This is a genomic window from Gordonia sp. WA4-43, from assembly GCF_020520305.1.
Taxonomy (GTDB): Bacteria; Actinomycetota; Actinomycetes; order Mycobacteriales; family Mycobacteriaceae; genus Gordonia; species Gordonia hongkongensis.
Map to the genome: position 1 here is coordinate 45,172 of NZ_CP084736.1, position 18,188 is coordinate 63,359.

The following is an 18,188-nucleotide window of genomic DNA, read 5'->3' on the forward strand; positions in this document are numbered from 1 at the left end:
CCGCCCGGGCGTGATGCCGACTTTCTGGTGGACGGCCATTACAGTTGAGGGCGATGAATGAGACTTCCGCCGCATGAGTACCTCGAATCACGGCGAGCACGACGCCCCCGCCGACCCGCAGGTCGGCTCGTTCGACGACCTCGAGATCGACCCGCGGGTACGCGCGGCCATCACCGACGTCGGCTATGAAACCCCGTCGCCCATCCAGGCGGCGACCATCCCGCCGCTCATGGACGGACGCGATGTCGTCGGCCTCGCGCAGACCGGTACCGGCAAGACCGCCGCGTTCGCCATCCCGATCCTGTCCCGCCTCGACACCTCCGCGCGTACCCCGCAGGCGCTGATCCTCGCGCCGACGCGAGAGCTGGCACTGCAGGTCTCCGAGGCCTTCGGCAAGTATTCGGCGCACATGCCCGAGGTGAAGGTGCTGCCGATCTACGGCGGGCAGTCCTACGGCGTCCAACTCGCGGGTCTGCGTCGCGGCGCGCAGGTCATCGTCGGCACACCCGGTCGGGTCATCGACCACCTCGATCGCAAGACCCTCGACATCTCCGGTCTGGAGTTCCTGGTCCTCGACGAAGCCGACGAGATGCTGACGATGGGCTTCGCCGAGGACGTCGAGCGCATCCTCGCCGAGACCCCGGACACCAAGCAGGTCGCGCTGTTCTCGGCGACCATGCCCAGTGCCATCCGGCGCCTCGCGCAGAAGTACCTGAACTCGCCGCAGGAGATCACGGTCAAGTCCAAGACCGCGACCGCGCAGAACATCACGCAGCGCTATCTCCAGGTTTCCCACCAGCGCAAGCTGGACGCGCTGACACGCTTCCTCGAGGTCGAGACCTTCGACGCGATGATCGTGTTCGTCCGCACCAAGCAGGCGACGGAAGAACTCGCCGAGAAGCTGCGCTCGCGCGGGTTCTCCGCGGTCGCCATCAACGGCGACCTCGCGCAGGCGCAGCGGGAACGGACCATCAACCAGCTGAAGAACGGCTCGATCGACATCCTCGTCGCGACCGATGTCGCGGCCCGCGGGCTCGACGTCGACCGCATCTCGCATGTCGTGAACTACGACATCCCGCACGACACCGAGTCCTACGTGCACCGCATCGGCCGTACCGGGCGCGCCGGCCGCTCGGGCAACGCGCTGCTGTTCGTCTCGCCGCGCGAACGCCACCTGCTGCGTGCGATCGAGCGCGCCACGCGGCAGACGCTGACCGAGATCGGCCTGCCCAGCGTGGACGATGTCAACGCACAGCGGGTCGCGAAGTTCGCCGACTCGATCACCCAGAACCTGTCCTCGGACAACCTGGATCTGTTCCGCGGGCTGATCGAGAACTACGCGCGGGACAACGACGTCGCGATGGCCGACATCGCGGCCGCGCTGGCGCTCGAGACACGAGACGGCGGTTTCCTGATGACGCCGGACCCGCCGCAGTCGGAGAAGCGCCCCGAGCGTGAGCGTGCTCCGCGGCGCCCGGGCGCGAGCTTCGCGACGTACCGCATCGCCGTCGGCCGCAAGCACAAGGTGTCGCCCGGTGCGATCGTCGGTGCCATCGCCAACGAGGGCGGCCTGACCCGTGCCGACTTCGGCAACATCAGCATCCGCGACGATTTCAGCCTCGTCGAGCTTCCCGATGATCTCGACAACGAGACCCTCTCGTCGCTGCGGCACACGAAGATCGGGAAGAACCCGATCGACATCCGCAAGGACATGGGCGCACCGCGCACGCGCGGGGGCGCCAAGCGCGGAGCCGGCGGGCACGGCGGCGGTCGGGACGGTCGTCGTGGCGACAACTGGGGTAAGCGTCCGTCCCCGCGTGTCGCTGGGCGCGGCCGCCATTCCTGACCCTGACGGTTCCGCTGCGGGTCGCCTACCAGAAGGAGCGCATGACTGCGCCCTTCTGAGAGCTGTGTGAGAAAACTTGTCAATTCGAGATCGTTCCGTAACCTGGTCGACGGGGGTCATTCACGCCGCGGCCGTCACCCGATGGCCGTCGCGAACGCATGAACACGGACAAATTCGAGCAACAGGATTGGTGAGTCACCGGTGTCAGTGGTGAATTCGATTTCGGCAGTCGAGGCAATGAATCACAGCCGCGAGGGGAACGCGGTCGTCGTCGACGCGCGTCCCCAGGTGGTTCGGCATCAGGGGAGTCTGCCCGGTGCCCTCGTGGTCGACCCGACCGAGGTGCCGAAGCGGTTCACCCCGACTCCGTCGGGCACCTTCCCGGTGATCCGCGACCGCGACACCGAGATCGCCGTGGTGTCGGTCCGTTCGGAGGCCCCGCGGATCGCCGAACAGATCGCCGAGTGCGGATACACCAACGTGCGCTATGTCGACGGCGGATACCGCGCGCTGCGTTCGAGCTCCGTCGGCTGACCGGCTCGGTGTCGGGAATCCGGCCGACCCGCGCGGCGGCACGGAGTTCCTCTGACCAGCGTCTTGTAGCGTAGGAGTCGCCGGCGACGAGAGGAACACATCGGTATGCAGGATGACACGCGCGAGACGTTGCGCGATCAGGTCACCCGGCTGATGACGTTTCTGGCCGATCTGGTCCGGTCTCGCTCCGGAGACGTCCACGACATCTCCGACCACCCCGGCCATGTCTGGGTCGGGCCGTCCACCGCCGTCGCCGTCCGGTCGAACGCGGTGCCGGGCCAGGTGGTGGTGGAGGTCGGACCGGACGACCCCGACGCCGCTCGGGCCGGCGCGGTCCATGCCGAATTCGCCGCGTTGGTCGATGCGCTCGGCGCGGAGCCCGAAGAACTCGAACTCGTCATCGCGTCCGCACTGGTCACGGTGCGGGACGCAACAGACGCGGACGCCGACCCGATGGTCCGGGAACACCTCCTCAGTCAGGTTCTGGTCGCCGACCGCGACGCGGACGACACGATCCGGTTCTCGCTCGGGGCGGGCTCGTCTCCCGCGGTTCGCGATACCCATCTGCTCGCTGCTCTCGACGGTCTCGATCTCGCGGGCGCGGTCGGGATCCGCGGCAAGCTGTCGGCGCTGACCTCGGTGCTGTCGCCGAAGACCGCCGAGCTGATGGCCGAGTGGCGCGAGGCGATCGAGGTCGACGCCGAGCGTGTGTCGTTGACGGTCGAGAGCCGGCCCGCGGTGGTCCTCCGCCGTCGCGGGGTGGAGAGTTCCCTCGCGTTCTACGACGCCATCATCGACGACCTGCGGGACGAGGAGTCGGAGGTACCGGTCGCACTGACCCAGCTCGTCCGCCCGATCGAGGCGCCCGACCGACTCGCCGCCCTCCGCGCCCCCGGCGTCCTCGATCCAGCGGACCTGGTCGCCGATGCGCTGTTCCCGCTGCCGTCCAATGCCGAACAGCGCGATGTGCTCGCCCGGCTCGGGTCCGACACCGGTGTGGTGGTCGAGGGTCCGCCCGGAACCGGCAAGACCCACACCATCGCCAACGTGACCTCGGCCTTGCTGGCGAAAGGACAGCGCGTCCTGGTCGTCAGCGAGAAAGCCCATGCGCTCCACGTGCTCCGGGACATGCTGCCGCCCGCTCTGCGGGCGCTCACGGTGTCGATCGCCGACGTGTCCCAGGACAGTTCCGAGGGCATCGTCGATGCGGTGACCGAGCTCGCCGAACGCAAGGCGTCGTTCACGCCCGGGGTCGCCGACGCGGAGATCGCCGACCTGGCCGCGCGCCGCGATCACGCTCTGCGACAACGGGATCAGCTGCTCCGCGAACTCTGGGACCTGCGTGCGGAAGAGACCGAGGTCCACGAATGGGTCGCGGGGGACTATCGGGGATCCCCGGCGGAGATCGTCCGCCGGGTGCGGGCAGACGCCGCCGCGTTCGACTGGCTGCCCGGGCCGGTCCACGGCGCGGTGCCCCCGCTGGACTCGGCCGAGTTCGTCCGGCTGGCGGACCTGCTCGCGAGCACCGGTGGCTCCGGATCGCGTCTCGCGCAACGGTTCGTCGACCTCGACCACCACCTGCCCGAGCCGGCGGAGATGGACTCCATCTGCACCCGGATCGCCGCGCGGCCCCGCGAGCCGATGGCCGGCGCCGGGACGCTGCTGTCGGTGCTCGACGGGGTCGACAGTGACCGGTTGGTCCGGATCAAGGACACCTGCGACGAACTCGCCGTCGCCTCCGGCGAGGTGGCGTCGTACCCGGAGCCGATCGTCGACATGGCGGACCGGCTGCTCGCCGGACGCGCCGCGCACCTCTGGTCGCGGGTGACGACGCTGTCGCCGGTCATCGCCGAGGCCGCTCGTCGGGACCGTGACCTGGGCGCGCACGCGGTCGTCGTCGACGGGGCGCGGCCCGGCGACGCCGCGTTGTTCGACGCCGCCGCCGACTTCCTGCGAAACGGCGGTCAGTGGCGGGGACGGTTGCGGCGTTCGCCCGAGCAGCGCGCAATCGAGGAGTCGCCGGTGCGGGCCACCGTGGACGATCGGCCTCCTCGCGACGAGGCATCGTTGCGCCGGGTCGCCGATCACCTCACCGTCATCGACGCGGTACATCAGGTGCATCGCATCCTGGCGGACCTGCACGTCCCGGTGGACGCGTCGGGGTCGCGGTCGGCGCAGCTCGACAACCTCGTCCGCCTCGACAACCAACTGGCGTGGATCTCGAGGCTGCTCACCGGCCGGGAGCATCTCGTCCGTGAACTCGAGGCGATCAGCCCCGGCGGCCCGAGACCACGCACCGTCGCCGAGGCAGCCGAGGTGGCCCATCAGGCGCGATCGGTGGCGGCCGCCAACGACGCGGTCCTCGCCGAACAGGAACTCGCCGACCGCGTGTACGGCCTGACGACCGAACTCGAACAGGGGCCGTCGCCGGAGGGTGACGCGCTGCTCTCGGCACTCGCCACGGCCGACCCGGTCGCGATCCGAGACGCGCGGCGCGCGTTCGCGGCCGCCGCAGCCGAGGCCGACGAGCAGAATGCCCTGGAGCTTCTCGGGCTCCGATTGCGCAGCCGGGCACCCGAACTCGCGAAGACGATGTGGTCGAGCGCGCAGGACCCGATCTGGACCGAACGCGCCCGGGACATGGGCGCGGCGTGGGCGTGGCGGTTCGCCCACACCTGGGCGGAGGAACGCAGCGATCCGTTCGCCGAGGACCGGCTGCAGTCCGACCTCGATGCCGTCGAGGTCGACATCGCGGCCCTCACCACCCGGCTGGCCTCTGCGCGCGCCGTCCGCGAGGTGCTGGCGCGCACCACGGCCGGCGAGTTGCAGGCCGTCCAGTCCTACCGCGACCACATGATCAACCTGGGCAAGGGATCGGGCAAACATGCCAATCGTTTCCGACGCGCGGCGCGCGAGGCCATGGCCGAGGCGCGCAACGCCGTGCCCGCCTGGATCATGTCGATCAGCCAGGTGGCCGAGACCCTCCCACCGCGCCGCAACTCCTTCGACGTCGTCATCGTCGACGAAGCGTCCCAGGCCGACATCACCAGCGCGTTCCTTCTCTGGCTGGCCCCGCGCGTGATCGTCGTCGGTGACGACAAGCAGTGCGCGCCCGTCGGTCTCAGCGGCACCAACCTCGATTCCGCGTTCGCCGAACTCGATGCCGCGCTGCCCGACCTCCCGACATACCTGCGCGACGGGTTGACGCCGCGGTCCAGCCTGTTCTCGTTGTTGCGCAGCCGTTTCGGCAACGTCGTGGGACTGCGGGAACACTTCCGGTCCATGCCCGAGATCATCGAGTTCTCGTCGCGCCAATTCTACGGGTCCGCGCCGCTGATCCCGGTGCGCCAGTACGGTTCCGACCGGCTCGAACCATTGCGGACGGTCGCGGTCGACGGAACGGCCACCGGGACCGGCAACGGCATCAGCAACGAGGCCGAGGCGGCCGCCATCGTCGATGCCCTCCGGGGGTGTCTGGCCGACCCGGCATACGACGATCTGGACTTCGGTGTGATCGCGTTGCAGGGCGTCAAGCAGGTGGAGACGATCGAGAAGGCGCTACGCGCCGCGATCGACACCGAGACCTGGCGCTCGCGTCGTATCCGCGTCGGCTCACCCCCGGATTTCCAGGGAGACGAGCGGCGTGTGGTCTTCCTGTCGATGGTCGTCTCGGACGCCGGTGCGATCTCCGCGCTGACCCGCGCGGAGTCCCAACGCCGGGTCAACGTGGCGGCCACCCGGGCCATGGACCAGTTGTGGCTGTTCCATTCGATCGGACTCGACGAGTTGCGCCCCAACGACCTTCGTGCCTCGCTGCTGTCCTATGTGTCCGCCAACGAGGGTCCGTCGATCGGGGCCATGCCGTCCGACGTGCCCGATGATCGCCGCGTGAGCCCGTTCGACAACCTCCTCGAACAGCGCGTGTTCAACCGTCTCGCGGCGCTCGGCTATCACGTGACCCCGAAGGTCACGGTCAACAACCGGATCGTCGACCTGGTCGTGTTGGGGGCCGATGCGCGCATGGCCGTCGAGTGTGATGCCGACGAGTTCGCCGGGACCGGGCAGCAGGCTCGGTCGGATCTGGAACGCGAGCGTGAATTGCGCCGTTGCGGTTGGGAATTCGTCCGCGTGCGCGAGTCGGAGTTCGAACTCGATCCCGATCGCGTGCTCGATCATGTCGCCGCCGTGCTCGACGAGCGCGGGTGCAAGCCGGGGTCGCTCGTCGCGGTTCAGACGACAGACGGCGCCGGGAGATGGCAGCCGATCGATCTCACCGCGGGGGAGTGACGCCGCACCACGTCAGCCGAGTGACGCGAGCAACGCCGGCAGACCGACGGCGGCGGGCATCCGCAGACTGTGGGTCACGATGTCGGACAGCGCGGACGGCGACGGGTTGAACTCGATGACCGGGATGCCCGCACGCACCGCGCGTTCGGGTAGCGCGGCTGCCGGGTAGACGATCCCGCTGGTCCCCACGACGAGCACGACCTCGGCCGCACGGAACGCCTGATCCGCTCGCTGCCAATCCGATTCGGGCAGTGCTTCGCCGAACCACACGATGCCGGGCCGCACCCTCCCGCCGCAGCGCGGACACGTGGGCGGGTCGACGCGCGGGTCATCCGGCGCGGTACCGGTGTCGCCGGGATCGGAAAATGCGCCGGGGCCGTCGTACGGGGTCCCACAGACCGAACACCGGGGGGCGAACAGGCTGCCGTGCAGGTGGCTGACGACGTCGCTGCCGGCCCTCTCGTGGAGATCGTCGACATTCTGCGTCACGATCATGACGGTGCGGCTCGTGGCGAGTTCGGCGAGCGCGCGGTGGCCCGCATTGGGCTGCGCGGCAAGCACTTCGCGGGCGCGCCAGCGGTACCACCCCCAGACCAGTGCGGGGTCGCGCGCCCACGCTTCCGGGGTGGCGAGTTCGGCGGGATCGAACTTCTCCCACAAACCGGTCTGGGCGTCCCGGAAGGTGGCGATGCCGCTCTCGGCCGACATACCCGCGCCGCTGAACACCGTGATCCACTCCGCGCGGCGCACGAGGTCGGCCACCGCGTCCGGAATCCGGGTCTCGGCCCCGGTGTCCGGGTCGGGCTCGCCGAAGGTCATCCGACGGACTCGATCCCGGCGCGCACCGCAGCGGCGGTCTCGTCGGGGTCGGGGTCGCGGCGGACGAGGAAGCCCTTGGCGAAACTCAGCTTGTCCCCGTCGTGTCTGGGGACGACGTGCAGGTGGGTGTGGAAGACGGTCTGGAAGGCCGCGCGGCCGTCGTTCAGTGCCAGGTTGACCCCGTCGGCGGACACCGGTCCGGTCTTCATCGCGGTGGCGACTCGTTGACCGGCGCGGAAGAGAGCGGCGCCGAGGGTGGGGTCGAGGTCGTCGAGCCCGGAGGAGTGGACCCGGGGCACGAGGAGGGTGTGCCCGCGGGTCACGGGCCGGATGTCGAGGAACCCGAGGACGTCGTCGTCGGAGTAGACGATGCGACCCGGGGAGGTGCCCGCGATGATGGCGCAGAAGATGCAACTGCTCATGCGGCCGACTCTAGTGGGGTGTCTCGAGGGCACTCGGCCTGCGGCACGGCTGGACCGCGACGCGCAAGGGTGCCCCACATCACATAACGGTTTGATAACGGTTGACCGAGCGAGAGTTCGGGCGCACGCGTACCCCTGGGTATGTTGCCTGGCCTGGCGGTTTTCCGACGCTTCCCATGGTGGTTGACACGGTGCCAAAAGTTACCCGCGCGGTTACTGGTCGGTATACCGACAGGTCACCGACAAACATGAGGGTCCCCTCACTTTCGTGTGTCATCATAGGTGGCACGTTCACGCCGACGCCGGCTCGGGACAAAACCGGTGCGCGCCAATGTTGTTGTGCGGCAGGCGTGTTCCTTTGTTGTACCAGCTAGTTCGACCCGGCGGTGTCGCCACCGCGGCCGGTCGTGCGCGACGGCGGCGAGACCGATCACGTCAGCGCACGGAAAGGCCGCTGCCGACAGCGTTTTTCGCGCCGCAGCGACTCGCAGACCAACCGCACAACACCCACAGACATCTACTGCACCGCACCTACGCACTCCGCAAATCCACACTCTGAGACCGACCACCACAGAGGAGTATCCGTGACCGTCGACCAGTTCCGCTCCGGCTCGCAGGGCGCCGCCAACGCAGAACGGCCCACCACCACGCTCATCGAGCGGCTCACGCAGGGCGAGCCCTACGCGATCAGCTTCGGCGGGCAGGGCGGCGCATGGCTGCCCACGCTGACCGAGCTGGTCGTCGACGCCGACCTGGAACACCGGGTCGCCACCATCGTCGATTCCGCCGAACGGCTCGTCGAGCCGGTTGCCGACGAACTCGTCGTGGCACGGGTGTCCGGGTTCCACCCGCTCACCTGGGTGCACGCGCACGACGCAGGTGAAGACGTGCCCGCCGAGGCCACTCTCGCCGATTTCACCCTCTCGGGTCCGGGTGTGCTGCTCACCCAGCTCGCCGCCGTGGAGGCACTCCGCAAGCAGGGCCTGGACACCGCCGTGCTCCCGCCGAAGGCCGTGGTCGGGCATTCCCAGGGCTCGCTGGCCACCGATGCGGTGGGCGCCGACGGCCGTATCGCCGAGTCCGGTCAGGGCCTGCTGCTGGCCGTCGCGCACCTCATCGGCGCCGCCGGTTCGTTGACCGCGCGTCGCCGCGGGCTGGGTGTCACCACCGACGGCACGCCGATGCTCGCACTCACCAACGTCAGCCCGGCTCGCGTCGACGAGATCCTGGCGCAGTACCGCGCCGGCCTGTCCGACAACGATCTGACGACCGCCCCGGTGGTCGCCATCAAGAACAGCCGCACCGCCGTCGTGCTGTCCGGGGCACCGCGGCACCTCGCCGCGTTCGCCGCCCTCTGTGAGCGGGTCGCCGCGACCGAGGCCGACGAGCGCAAGCGCAAGCTCACCGGCGGGGCGCCGTTCGCGCCGAAGTTCGACCACCTGCAGGTGTCGGTGGCCTTCCACCACCCGGCGATGGCCGAGGCTGTCGAGCTGGTCGGCCAGTGGGCTGACCGCTGTGGCATCGACCGTGACCTCGCCACCCGCCACGCCCACGACATCCTCGTCGGGCACGTCGACTGGGTCGCCTCGGTCGACTCGATCGTGGCCGGCGGCGCCAAGTGGGTCCTGGACTTCGGTCCCGGGGACATCGCGACCCGTCTCACCGCATCACTGGTCCGCGGGCAGGGCGTCGGCCTGGTGCCCGCCGCCCTGCGCGTCGGACAGCGCAACCTGTTCAGCCCCGGCGGCGTGCCCGAGGTCGCGACCCCGTGGTCGCAGTTCGCGCCCACCCTTGTCGAGCTGCCCGACGGCCGTACCGTCGTCGAGACCTCCTTCACCCGCCTCACGGGACGTTCGCCGATGCTGCTGGCCGGCATGACGCCGACGACCGTCGACCCGGCCATCGTCGCCGCCGCGGCCAACGCCGGACACTGGGCCGAGCTGGCCGGTGGCGGTCAGGTCACCGAGGAGATCTTCGCGCGCAACATCGCCACGCTCACCGATCTGCTCGAGCCGGGCCGCGAGGCGCAGTTCAACGCGTTGTTCCTCGACCCCTACCTGTGGAAGCTGCAGCTCGGCGGCAAGCGCATCGTGCAGAAGGCCCGCGCGCAGGGAGCCCCGCTCGACGGCGTCATCGTCTCGGCGGGCATACCCGAACTCGAGGACGCGGTCGCGCTCGTCGACGAGTTCGTCGAGGCCGGACTCCGGTTCGTCGCCTTCAAACCCGGCACCGTGGAGCAGATCCGGTCCGTCGTGCGCATCGCGGCCGAGGTTCCGCATCACCCGATCATCGTGCAGATCGAGGGCGGCCGCGCCGGTGGCCACCACTCGTGGGAAGACCTCGACGACCTGCTGCTCGCGACCTACGGCGAGCTCCGCGCCCGCCCGAACGTCGTGATCTGCGTCGGCGGTGGCATCGGCACACCCGAGCGCGCCAGTGAATACCTCACCGGCAGCTGGTCGGCCGGCTACGGCTACCCGACGATGCCGCTCGACGGCATCCTCATCGGCACCGCCGCCATGGCGGCCAAGGAAGCGACGACGACCCCCGAGGTCAAGCAGCTCCTCGTCGACACCGCCGGCATCGACGAGTGGATCGGTGCCGGTCACGCCACCGCCGGAATGGCCTCCGGCCGTTCGCAGCTCGGCGCCGACATCCACGAGGTCGACAACACCGCGTCGCGCTGCGGCCGGTTGCTCGACGAGGTCGCCGGTGACGCCGACGCCGTGGCCGCCCGCCGCGACGAGATCATCGCCGCGATGGCCGACACCGCGAAGCCGTACTTCGGCGACGTCGCCACCATGATCTACCGCGAGTGGCTCGACCGGTACGCCGCGCTGGCCGTCGGTGACGCCCGCGGCGAGCAGGTCCCGTGGGCCGACATCACCTGGCAGCAGCGCTTCGTGGAGATGCTGCAGCGCACCGAGGCGCGCATGCACCCGCAGGACTCGGGGCCCATCCCGACGATGTTCGCCGAGGTCACCGCCGCCGCCGATGCGTATGCCGCGATCGACGCGCTCGGCAGTGTGTACCCCGAGATCGACACCGACATCCTGCATCCCGCGGACGTCGCGTTCTTCCTGGAGCTGTGCCGCACCCCCGGCAAGCCCGTCAACTTCGTGCCGGTGATCGACAAGGACGTGCGCCGCTGGTGGCGCAGTGACTCCCTGTGGCAGGCCCACGACCCGCGCTACGGCGCCGACGCCGTCTGCGTCATCCCGGGGCCGGTCGCCGTCGCGGGCATCACCCGCGTCGACGAGCCCGTGGGTGAACTGCTCGATCGGTTCGAGGCCCGGGTCGCGTCCGATCTGCAGGCCGCCGGGGAGCGCCCGGTCGCCGTCGCCTCCCGGCACCGTGCCGGGCTGGCCGAGGAAGCCGGCGTGCTGACCTCGGTGCTGGAGTCCGACGACGTCAGCTGGGCCGGCCGGATCGTGGCGAGCCCGATCGCGCTGCTCGGCGATCGCGACGCCTGGACCGTGGTCGGACCCGAGCGGGCCGAACACGCCGTCAGCGGCGCCGTCCTGGAGCAGGTCTCCGCCGACTCCGACGCCACCCGTTTCGACCTCGTCGTCACCATCTCGGGCGCTTCCGTGCGTATCCCACTGCTGGCCGGCGGGAGCCTGCGCGACGGTGGTTCGCCGCTGGTGGGCCTCGACGATGCGTCGACCGCGATGCGCGAGATCCTCACCGTGGCCGCCGGCGGCAGCCTGGCCGAGGTGACCGACGGCGTGTCGGTCACGACCGTCTCCTGGCAGCCGGATTCGGTCGCCGATCACGCTGCGGTGACCGGGTTCTCCCTGCCGCCGCACCTGCGTCCGACCACCCCGACCGACCCGTTCGGTTTCGCCGTGCCCGACACCCTGGTCGGCGCGTGCTGGCCGAGCGTGTTCAGCGTCATCGGCGCCGCCCGCACCGATTCCGGTGACCCGGTCGTCGAGGGTCTGCTCGACCTGGTCCACCTCGATCACGCGATCGCGTTGACCGGGGAGATCCCCGCCACCGCAACCGAACTGACCGTCACCGCACGGACCGGCGCGGTCCGGGATGCCGACGTCGGTCGTGTCGTCGAGGTCACGGTGGAGATCGCCGGACCAGCCGGCCCGATCGCGACGCTCGAGGAGCGTTTCGCGATCCGTGGGCGTCTGGGCGCCGCCGAGCTCACCGACCCGGCCCGGGCCGGCGGTGCACCCGCCGCCGAACAGTCGGCCACCCGCAAGCTGCTCCGGACGGCCACCATCACCGCGCCGAACCGGATGACCGGTTTCGCCGTCGTGTCCGGTGACCGCAACCCCATCCACACCGACGCCGCGGCCGCGAAGCTGGCCGGTCTCGGCGACCCGATCGTCCACGGGATGTGGCTGTCGGCCGCCGCGCAGCAGGTCGTCACCGCGACCGACGCGAAGAATCCGACGCCGTCGCCTCGTCCGCTGATCGGCTGGACCGCACGCTATCTCGGCATGGTCCGGCTCGGTGACCGCATCTCGGTGCGCGTCGACCGCGTGGGTCTCGACAACGGCCGCGAGGTCGTCGAGGTCAGCGCCAAGGTCGGCGACAACCTCGTGATGAGCGCGACCGGCCTGCTCGCCGCGCCGCGGACCGTGTACGCGTTCCCCGGCCAGGGCATCCAGAGCAAGGGCATGGGACTCGACGCCCGCTCGCGGTCGAAGGCCGCCCACAAGATCTGGGATCGTGCCGACAAGCACACCCGTGCGGCGCTGGGCTTCTCGATCCTCGCCGTCGTCCGCGACAACCCGACGACGCTCGTCGCCAACGGGACCACCTACAACCACCCCGACGGCGTGCTGTACCTGACGCAGTTCACCCAGGTCGCCATGGCGACGCTCGGTGTCGCGCAGATCGCCGAGCTCAAGGAGTCCGGTGGCTTCGTCGAGGGTGCCATCACGTGTGGCCACTCGGTCGGTGAGTACAACGCGCTCGCCGCATGTGCCGGCGTCCTCCCGCTCGAGGCCGTCCTCGAAGTCGTGTTCCAGCGCGGCGAGGCCATGCATCACCTCGTCCCGCGAGATGAGCAGGGGCGCAGTGACTATCGGATGGCCGCCATCCGGCCGAGCCAGTTCGGTCTGGCCGACGCCGAGGTCACCGACTTCGTGTCCGGCGTGGGCGCCGCGGGCGGCGAGTTCCTCGAGGTCGTCAACCTCAACCTCCTCGGCTCGCAGTACGCGATCGCCGGCACGGTTCGCGGTCTCGAACTGCTCGAGGCCGAGATCGACCGGCGGCGTGCGGAGTTCGGGGGCAAGCGCGCATTCATCCTGATCCCGGGCATCGACGTCCCGTTCCACTCGAGCGTGCTGCGCGCCGGGGTCCCGGAGTTCCGCGGCAAGCTCGCCGAGCTGCTGCCCGCCGACATCGACATCGACATCCTGATCGGTCGGTACATCCCCAACCTGGTGCCGCGCCTGTTCAACCTCGGACGCGACTTCGTGGAGGAGATCGCGGCGCTGGTGCCGTCGGATCCGCTGAACGAGGTCCTCGCCGACTGGGACGCCTGGGAGGCGACCCCGAACGAACTGGCCCGGGTGATCCTGATCGAGCTGCTCGCCTGGCAGTTCGCCAGCCCGGTGCGGTGGATCGAGACCCAGGAACTGCTGTTCAGCGGTCCCGAACGGAACGGGCTGGGAGTCCAGCGCTTCGTCGAGATCGGTCTGAAGGGCGCCCCGACGCTGTCGGGTCTGGCCACCAACACCCTCAAGCTCGACGACTACGCCGCGGCCACCACCGAGGTGCTCAACGTCGAGCGCGACACCGACACGATCCTGGCCAAGGACGCCGGTCACGAGCCCGACGAGGACGAGCTCGACGTTCCCGCAGCGGCCGAGACGTCGGCGGCGGACGCGGCTCCGGCCGCCGCGGCGGCGCCCGCGCCTGCTGCTCCCGCGGCACCGGCGGCACCAGCCGGCGGCCCGCGTCCCGACGACATCGGGTTCACGCCGTCGGATGCGGTGAAGTCCGTGATCGCGCTGTGGACCAAGATGCGCGTCGACCAGATCGGGTCCGCGGACACGATCGAGGCGCTCTGCGACGGTGTGTCGTCGCGTCGTAACCAGCTGCTCCTCGACATCGGCGGTGAGCTCGGGCTCGGCGCCATCGACGGTGCCGCCGAAGCCGACATGACCGCGCTGTCGTCGACCGTGGAGACCCTCGCCCGTGGCTACCGGCCGCTGGGTGCGGTGCTCACCGATGCGGTCAGCGACCAGGTCCGCAAGGTGCTCGGCCCGCTGGGCAAGCGCCAGAACTACATCACCGACCGCGTGTCGGGTGTCTGGCAGCTGGGTCCGGGGTGGGGTCTGCACACCACGGTCGCGCTGGCGCTGGGCACCAGGGACGGCGCGTCCGTCCGCGGCGAGGCGCTGGGCAATCTGCTCGACGGCCCGCTGACGAACACCGATTCCCTCGACGCCCTCATCGACAAGGCCGTGTCCGCGGTGGGTGCGATCAAGGGCATCCCGGTCGGCAAGCCGGCCGCCGAATCCGGTGGTGGCGCAACGGTCGACGCCGCGGCGCTGGGAGAGTTCACCGAGCAGATCACCGGCCGGTCCGGCGCGCTGGCCTCGGCCGCGTACACCCTGCTGGACAAGCTCGGACTCGCCGAGGTCGCCGATCTCGCCGAGGCCGCGGCCGACCCGAACGCCGAGCTTGCCGAGCTGGTCAGCGCCGAACTCGGATCGGACTGGGCCCGTACCGTGGCGCCGGCCTTCGACGCGGCCAAGGTCGTCCTCATCGACGACCGGTGGGCAACCGCCCGTGAGGATCTCGTCCGACTCTGGCTGACCGACGAGCAGGACCTCGACGCCGACTTCGACAAGGTCGTCGGCGGGTTCGCCGGAGCCGGTGACACCGTCGCCGAACATGCCACCTGGTGGCAGGGCAAGGCCCTCGCGAACGGGAACGCCGTGCACGGCCGCGTCTTCGGCGCGATCGCGCACGCTGCGGAGAATCCCGAGAAGGGTGCCTACAGCCGCGAGATCGCCGTGGTGACCGGTGCCAGCAAGGGGTCGATCGCCGCCGGCGTGGTCGCCGGGCTGCTGGCCGGTGGCGCGACCGTGATCGCCACGACGTCGCGCCTGAACTCCGACCGTCTCGCCTTCTACAAGAAGCTGTACCGCGAGAACGCACGGGCCGGTGCCGCGCTGTGGATCGCTCCCGCGAACATGGCGTCGTACGCCGACGTCGACGACCTCGTCGGCTGGATCGCGGGGGAGCAGACGGAGAACCTCGGTGGCACAACGGCAGTGGTGAAGCCGGCGATGAAGCCGACGCTGCTGTTCCCGTTCGCCGCACCTCGGGTCGCCGGTGATCTCACCGACGCCGGCGGTCGCGCCGAGCTGGAGATGAAGGTGCTCCTCTGGTCGGTGGAGCGGCTCATCGGCGGTCTCGCCGACGCCCATTCCGATCACGACATCGCCGCCCGCGTGCACGTCGTGTTGCCCGGTTCGCCGAACCGCGGCATGTTCGGCGGCGACGGTGCCTACGGCGAGAGCAAGGCCTCGCTCGACGCGCTCGTACAGCGCTGGTCGGCCGAGGAGTCCTGGGGTTCCAAGACGACACTCGCCCACGCACTGATCGGCTGGGTGCGCGGCACCGGGCTGATGGGTCACAACGACGGGATGGTCGACGCGGTCGAGGCGGCGGGTGTGCGCACCTGGAGCACCGACGAGATGGCGGCGAACCTGCTGACCCTGTGCAGCCCCGAGCAGCGGTCGGCCGCGTTCAGTGCGCCGATCCTGGCCGATTTCACCGGTGGCCTGGACAGCTCGACCGACCTCAAGGCGCTCGCGGCCACCGCGGCGGCGGCCGCCGAGGAGTCCGCGGACGCCGACGAGGAGTCGGCGACGACCGTCGCGGCGCTGCCGGCACCGGCGCGCGCCCCGAAGGCGATGCGTCCGCAGTGGCCGTCGATCGACGCCCGACCCGAGGACCTCGTGGTCATCGTGGGTGCCGGCGAGCTCGGTCCGTTCGGTTCGGCCCGCACCCGCTTCGAGATGGAGGTCGACGAGAAGCTGTCGGCCGCAGGCGTTCTCGAGCTCGCCTGGAACACCGGACTGGTGCACTGGGATTCGGCGCCGAAGCCGGGCTGGTACGACACCGCGTCCGGAGACCCGGTGCCGGAGAGCGAGATCGCCGAGCGGTACCACGACGAGGTCGTCGCCCGCTGCGGTATCCGCCGCTACGCCGACGACGGGGCGATGGTCGACAACACCTCGCCGCTGCTGACCTCGGTCTTCGTCGACGAGGACCTGACTTTCACGGTCAACTCCGAGGCCGAGGCGCGAGCATTCGCCAGTGCCAACCCGGAGAAGACCCGGGTCACGCAGAACGCCGACGGCGACTGGCAGGTCACCCGGTTGGCGGGCACCGAGATCCGCGTCCCGCGTCAGTTCGCGCTGACCCGGACCGTGGGCGGGCAGATCCCGACCGGTTTCGACCCGACCCGCTGGGGCGTCAGCCCCGACATGGTCGAGTCGATAGACCGGGTCGCCCTGTGGAACCTGGTGGCCACGGTCGACGCCTTCCTGTCGTCGGGCTTCACGCCGAGCGAACTGATGCGCTGGGTGCACCCCGGTCTGGTCGCCAACACGCAGGGCACCGGTATGGGCGGCATGACCTCCATGCGCGACCTGTACGTCAACACCCTGCTGGGCGAGGCCAACGCCAACGACATCCTGCAGGAGGCCCTGCCGAACATCGTTGCGGCACACGTGGTCCAGTCGTATGTCGGTAGCTACGGCGCGATGATCCACCCGGTGGCGGCATGTGCGACCGCAGCGGTGTCGGTCGAGGAGGGCGTCGACAAGATCCGCCTCGGCAAGGCGCTGTTCGCGGTGGCGGGCGGCTTCGACGACCTGGGTATCGAGGGCATCGTCGGCTTCGGCGCGATGTCGGCGACCGCCGACTCGGCGAAGATGACCGCGCGCGGCATCGACGATCGCCGGTTCTCGCGTGCCAACGACCGCCGACGCGGCGGGTTCGTCGAGTCGGCCGGCGGCGGCACGATCCTGCTCGCCCGCGGCGATGTCGCGGCCGAGATGGGTCTGCCGGTGCTCGGTGTGGTCGCGTGGGCGCAGAGCTTCGGCGACGGTGTGCACACCTCGATCCCGGCTCCGGGTCTCGGTGCCCTGGGCGCGGCTCGCGGTTCGCTGTCCTCGCCGCTGGCACGTGCGCTCGGTTCGCTCGGCGTCAGCGCCGACGACGTGGCGGTCGTGTCCAAGCACGACACCTCCACCAAGGCGAACGATCCGAACGAGTCCGAACTGCACGAGCGGCTCGCGGCGGCCATCGGCCGCGGCAAGGGCGCACCGCTGTTCGTGGTGTCGCAGAAGTCGCTGACCGGTCACGCCAAGGGCGGCGCGGCGGCCTTCCAGCTCATCGGCCTGTGCCAGATCCTGCGTGACGGCGTGATCCCGCCCAACCGCAGCCTCGACTGTGTCGACGACAAGATGGCGGAGTACCCGCACCTGGTCTGGCCGCGGGAGACCCTGCAGCTCGGCGAGCGGTTCCCGCTCAAGGCGGGTCTGCTGACCAGCCTCGGCTTCGGTCACGTGTCCGGACTGATCGCGGTGGTGCACCCGGAGGCGTTCATCGCCTCGCTGAACCCGGAGCAGCGCGATGCCTATCGTCAGCGCGCCGACGAGCGGACCCGCCAGGGCAGTCAGCGCTTCCTGCAGTCGATCTGCGGTGGCGAGCCTGCCTACCAGCGTCCGCCGAACCGTCGCTTCGACGAGTCGGTCGACGAGCACGACGCCGAGGCGGGCATGCTCCTCGACCCGCAGACCCGTCTGGACGGCGCCGACGTCTACGTCGCCGGTGAGCCGGTGGCGGGTGGTCGGTGACACCCGGTGACGCGAACGGCGCGAGTGACTCCCAAGGGATGAGCGTGCTCGGTGTGGGCATCGACATCGTGTCGATCCCGGAGTTCGGCGAGCAGCTCCGGCAGCCGGGTACGACGTTCGCCGACCGGTTCACGGTCGGCGAGCGTCGGGACTCGGCCGCCGGGACCGGCGACGACGCCCGGCATCTGGCCGCCCGCTGGGCGGCCAAGGAGGCCGTCGTGAAGGCGTGGTCGGTGAGCCGCTTCTCGCGGTCTCCGCTGCTGCCGCTGATCCGGCACAGCGACATCGAGGTCGTGACCGACACGTGGGGCCGTCCGGCCATCCGCCTGTCCGGCGAGATCGGCGAGCATCTGCGCGACACGACCGTGCACGTGTCGCTGACCCACGACGGGGACACCGCTGCGGCGGTGGCCATCCTCGAGGGCAGGTAGC

At 70.2% G+C, this 18,188-nt stretch carries 7 protein-coding genes; 5 read left to right on the forward strand and 2 right to left on the reverse strand.

Annotated features, from left to right (window positions below; translation table 11 throughout):
• Nucleotides 1-73 precede the first annotated feature (73 nt).
• The 3 genes from LEL84_RS00215 (at nt 74) to LEL84_RS00225 (ending at nt 6,667) form a co-directional block, all read left to right on the forward strand.
• The gene (locus LEL84_RS00215) at nt 74-1,846 is read left to right on the forward strand and encodes a DEAD/DEAH box helicase (RefSeq protein WP_065629041.1); all 1,773 of its coding nucleotides are present in this window, start codon (nt 74-76) and stop codon (nt 1,844-1,846) included.
• A gap of 201 nt (nt 1,847-2,047) precedes the next feature.
• On the forward strand, nt 2,048-2,380 hold the full coding sequence (locus tag LEL84_RS00220) for a rhodanese-like domain-containing protein (protein ID WP_058250009.1): 333 nt from the start codon (nt 2,048-2,050) through the stop codon (nt 2,378-2,380).
• Between the two features lie 105 nt (nt 2,381-2,485).
• On the forward strand, nt 2,486-6,667 hold the full coding sequence (locus LEL84_RS00225; protein WP_226513025.1) for an AAA domain-containing protein: 4,182 nt from the start codon (nt 2,486-2,488) through the stop codon (nt 6,665-6,667).
• A 12-nt stretch (nt 6,668-6,679) separates the two neighbouring features.
• On the opposite strand, the gene LEL84_RS00230 is transcribed toward LEL84_RS00225, so the two are convergent.
• Together LEL84_RS00230 and LEL84_RS00235 are read right to left on the reverse strand one after the other, a co-directional pair.
• The gene (locus tag LEL84_RS00230; RefSeq protein WP_226513026.1) at nt 6,680-7,486 is read right to left on the reverse strand and encodes an SIR2 family NAD-dependent protein deacylase; all 807 of its coding nucleotides are present in this window, start codon (nt 7,484-7,486) and stop codon (nt 6,680-6,682) included.
• A complete protein-coding gene (locus tag LEL84_RS00235) occupies nt 7,483-7,908 on the reverse strand; it encodes an HIT family protein (RefSeq protein WP_065629038.1) in 426 nt (141 codons plus the stop codon). Before LEL84_RS00235 ends, LEL84_RS00230 begins: the two co-directional genes overlap by 4 nt.
• Nucleotides 7,909-8,492: 584 nt before the next feature.
• On the opposite strand from LEL84_RS00235, the gene LEL84_RS00240 reads away from it, so the two are divergent.
• Together LEL84_RS00240 and LEL84_RS00245 are read left to right on the forward strand one after the other, a co-directional pair.
• Nucleotides 8,493-17,756 carry a type I polyketide synthase gene (locus LEL84_RS00240; protein WP_226513027.1) on the forward strand — a complete coding sequence of 3,088 codons (9,264 nt, stop codon included), beginning with the start codon at nt 8,493-8,495 and terminating at the stop codon, nt 17,754-17,756.
• Between the two features lie 38 nt (nt 17,757-17,794).
• Nucleotides 17,795-18,187, forward strand: coding sequence for a holo-ACP synthase (locus LEL84_RS00245; RefSeq protein ID WP_055474732.1), 393 nt, complete (start codon nt 17,795-17,797; stop codon nt 18,185-18,187).
• Nucleotide 18,188: the final 1 nt, after the last annotated feature.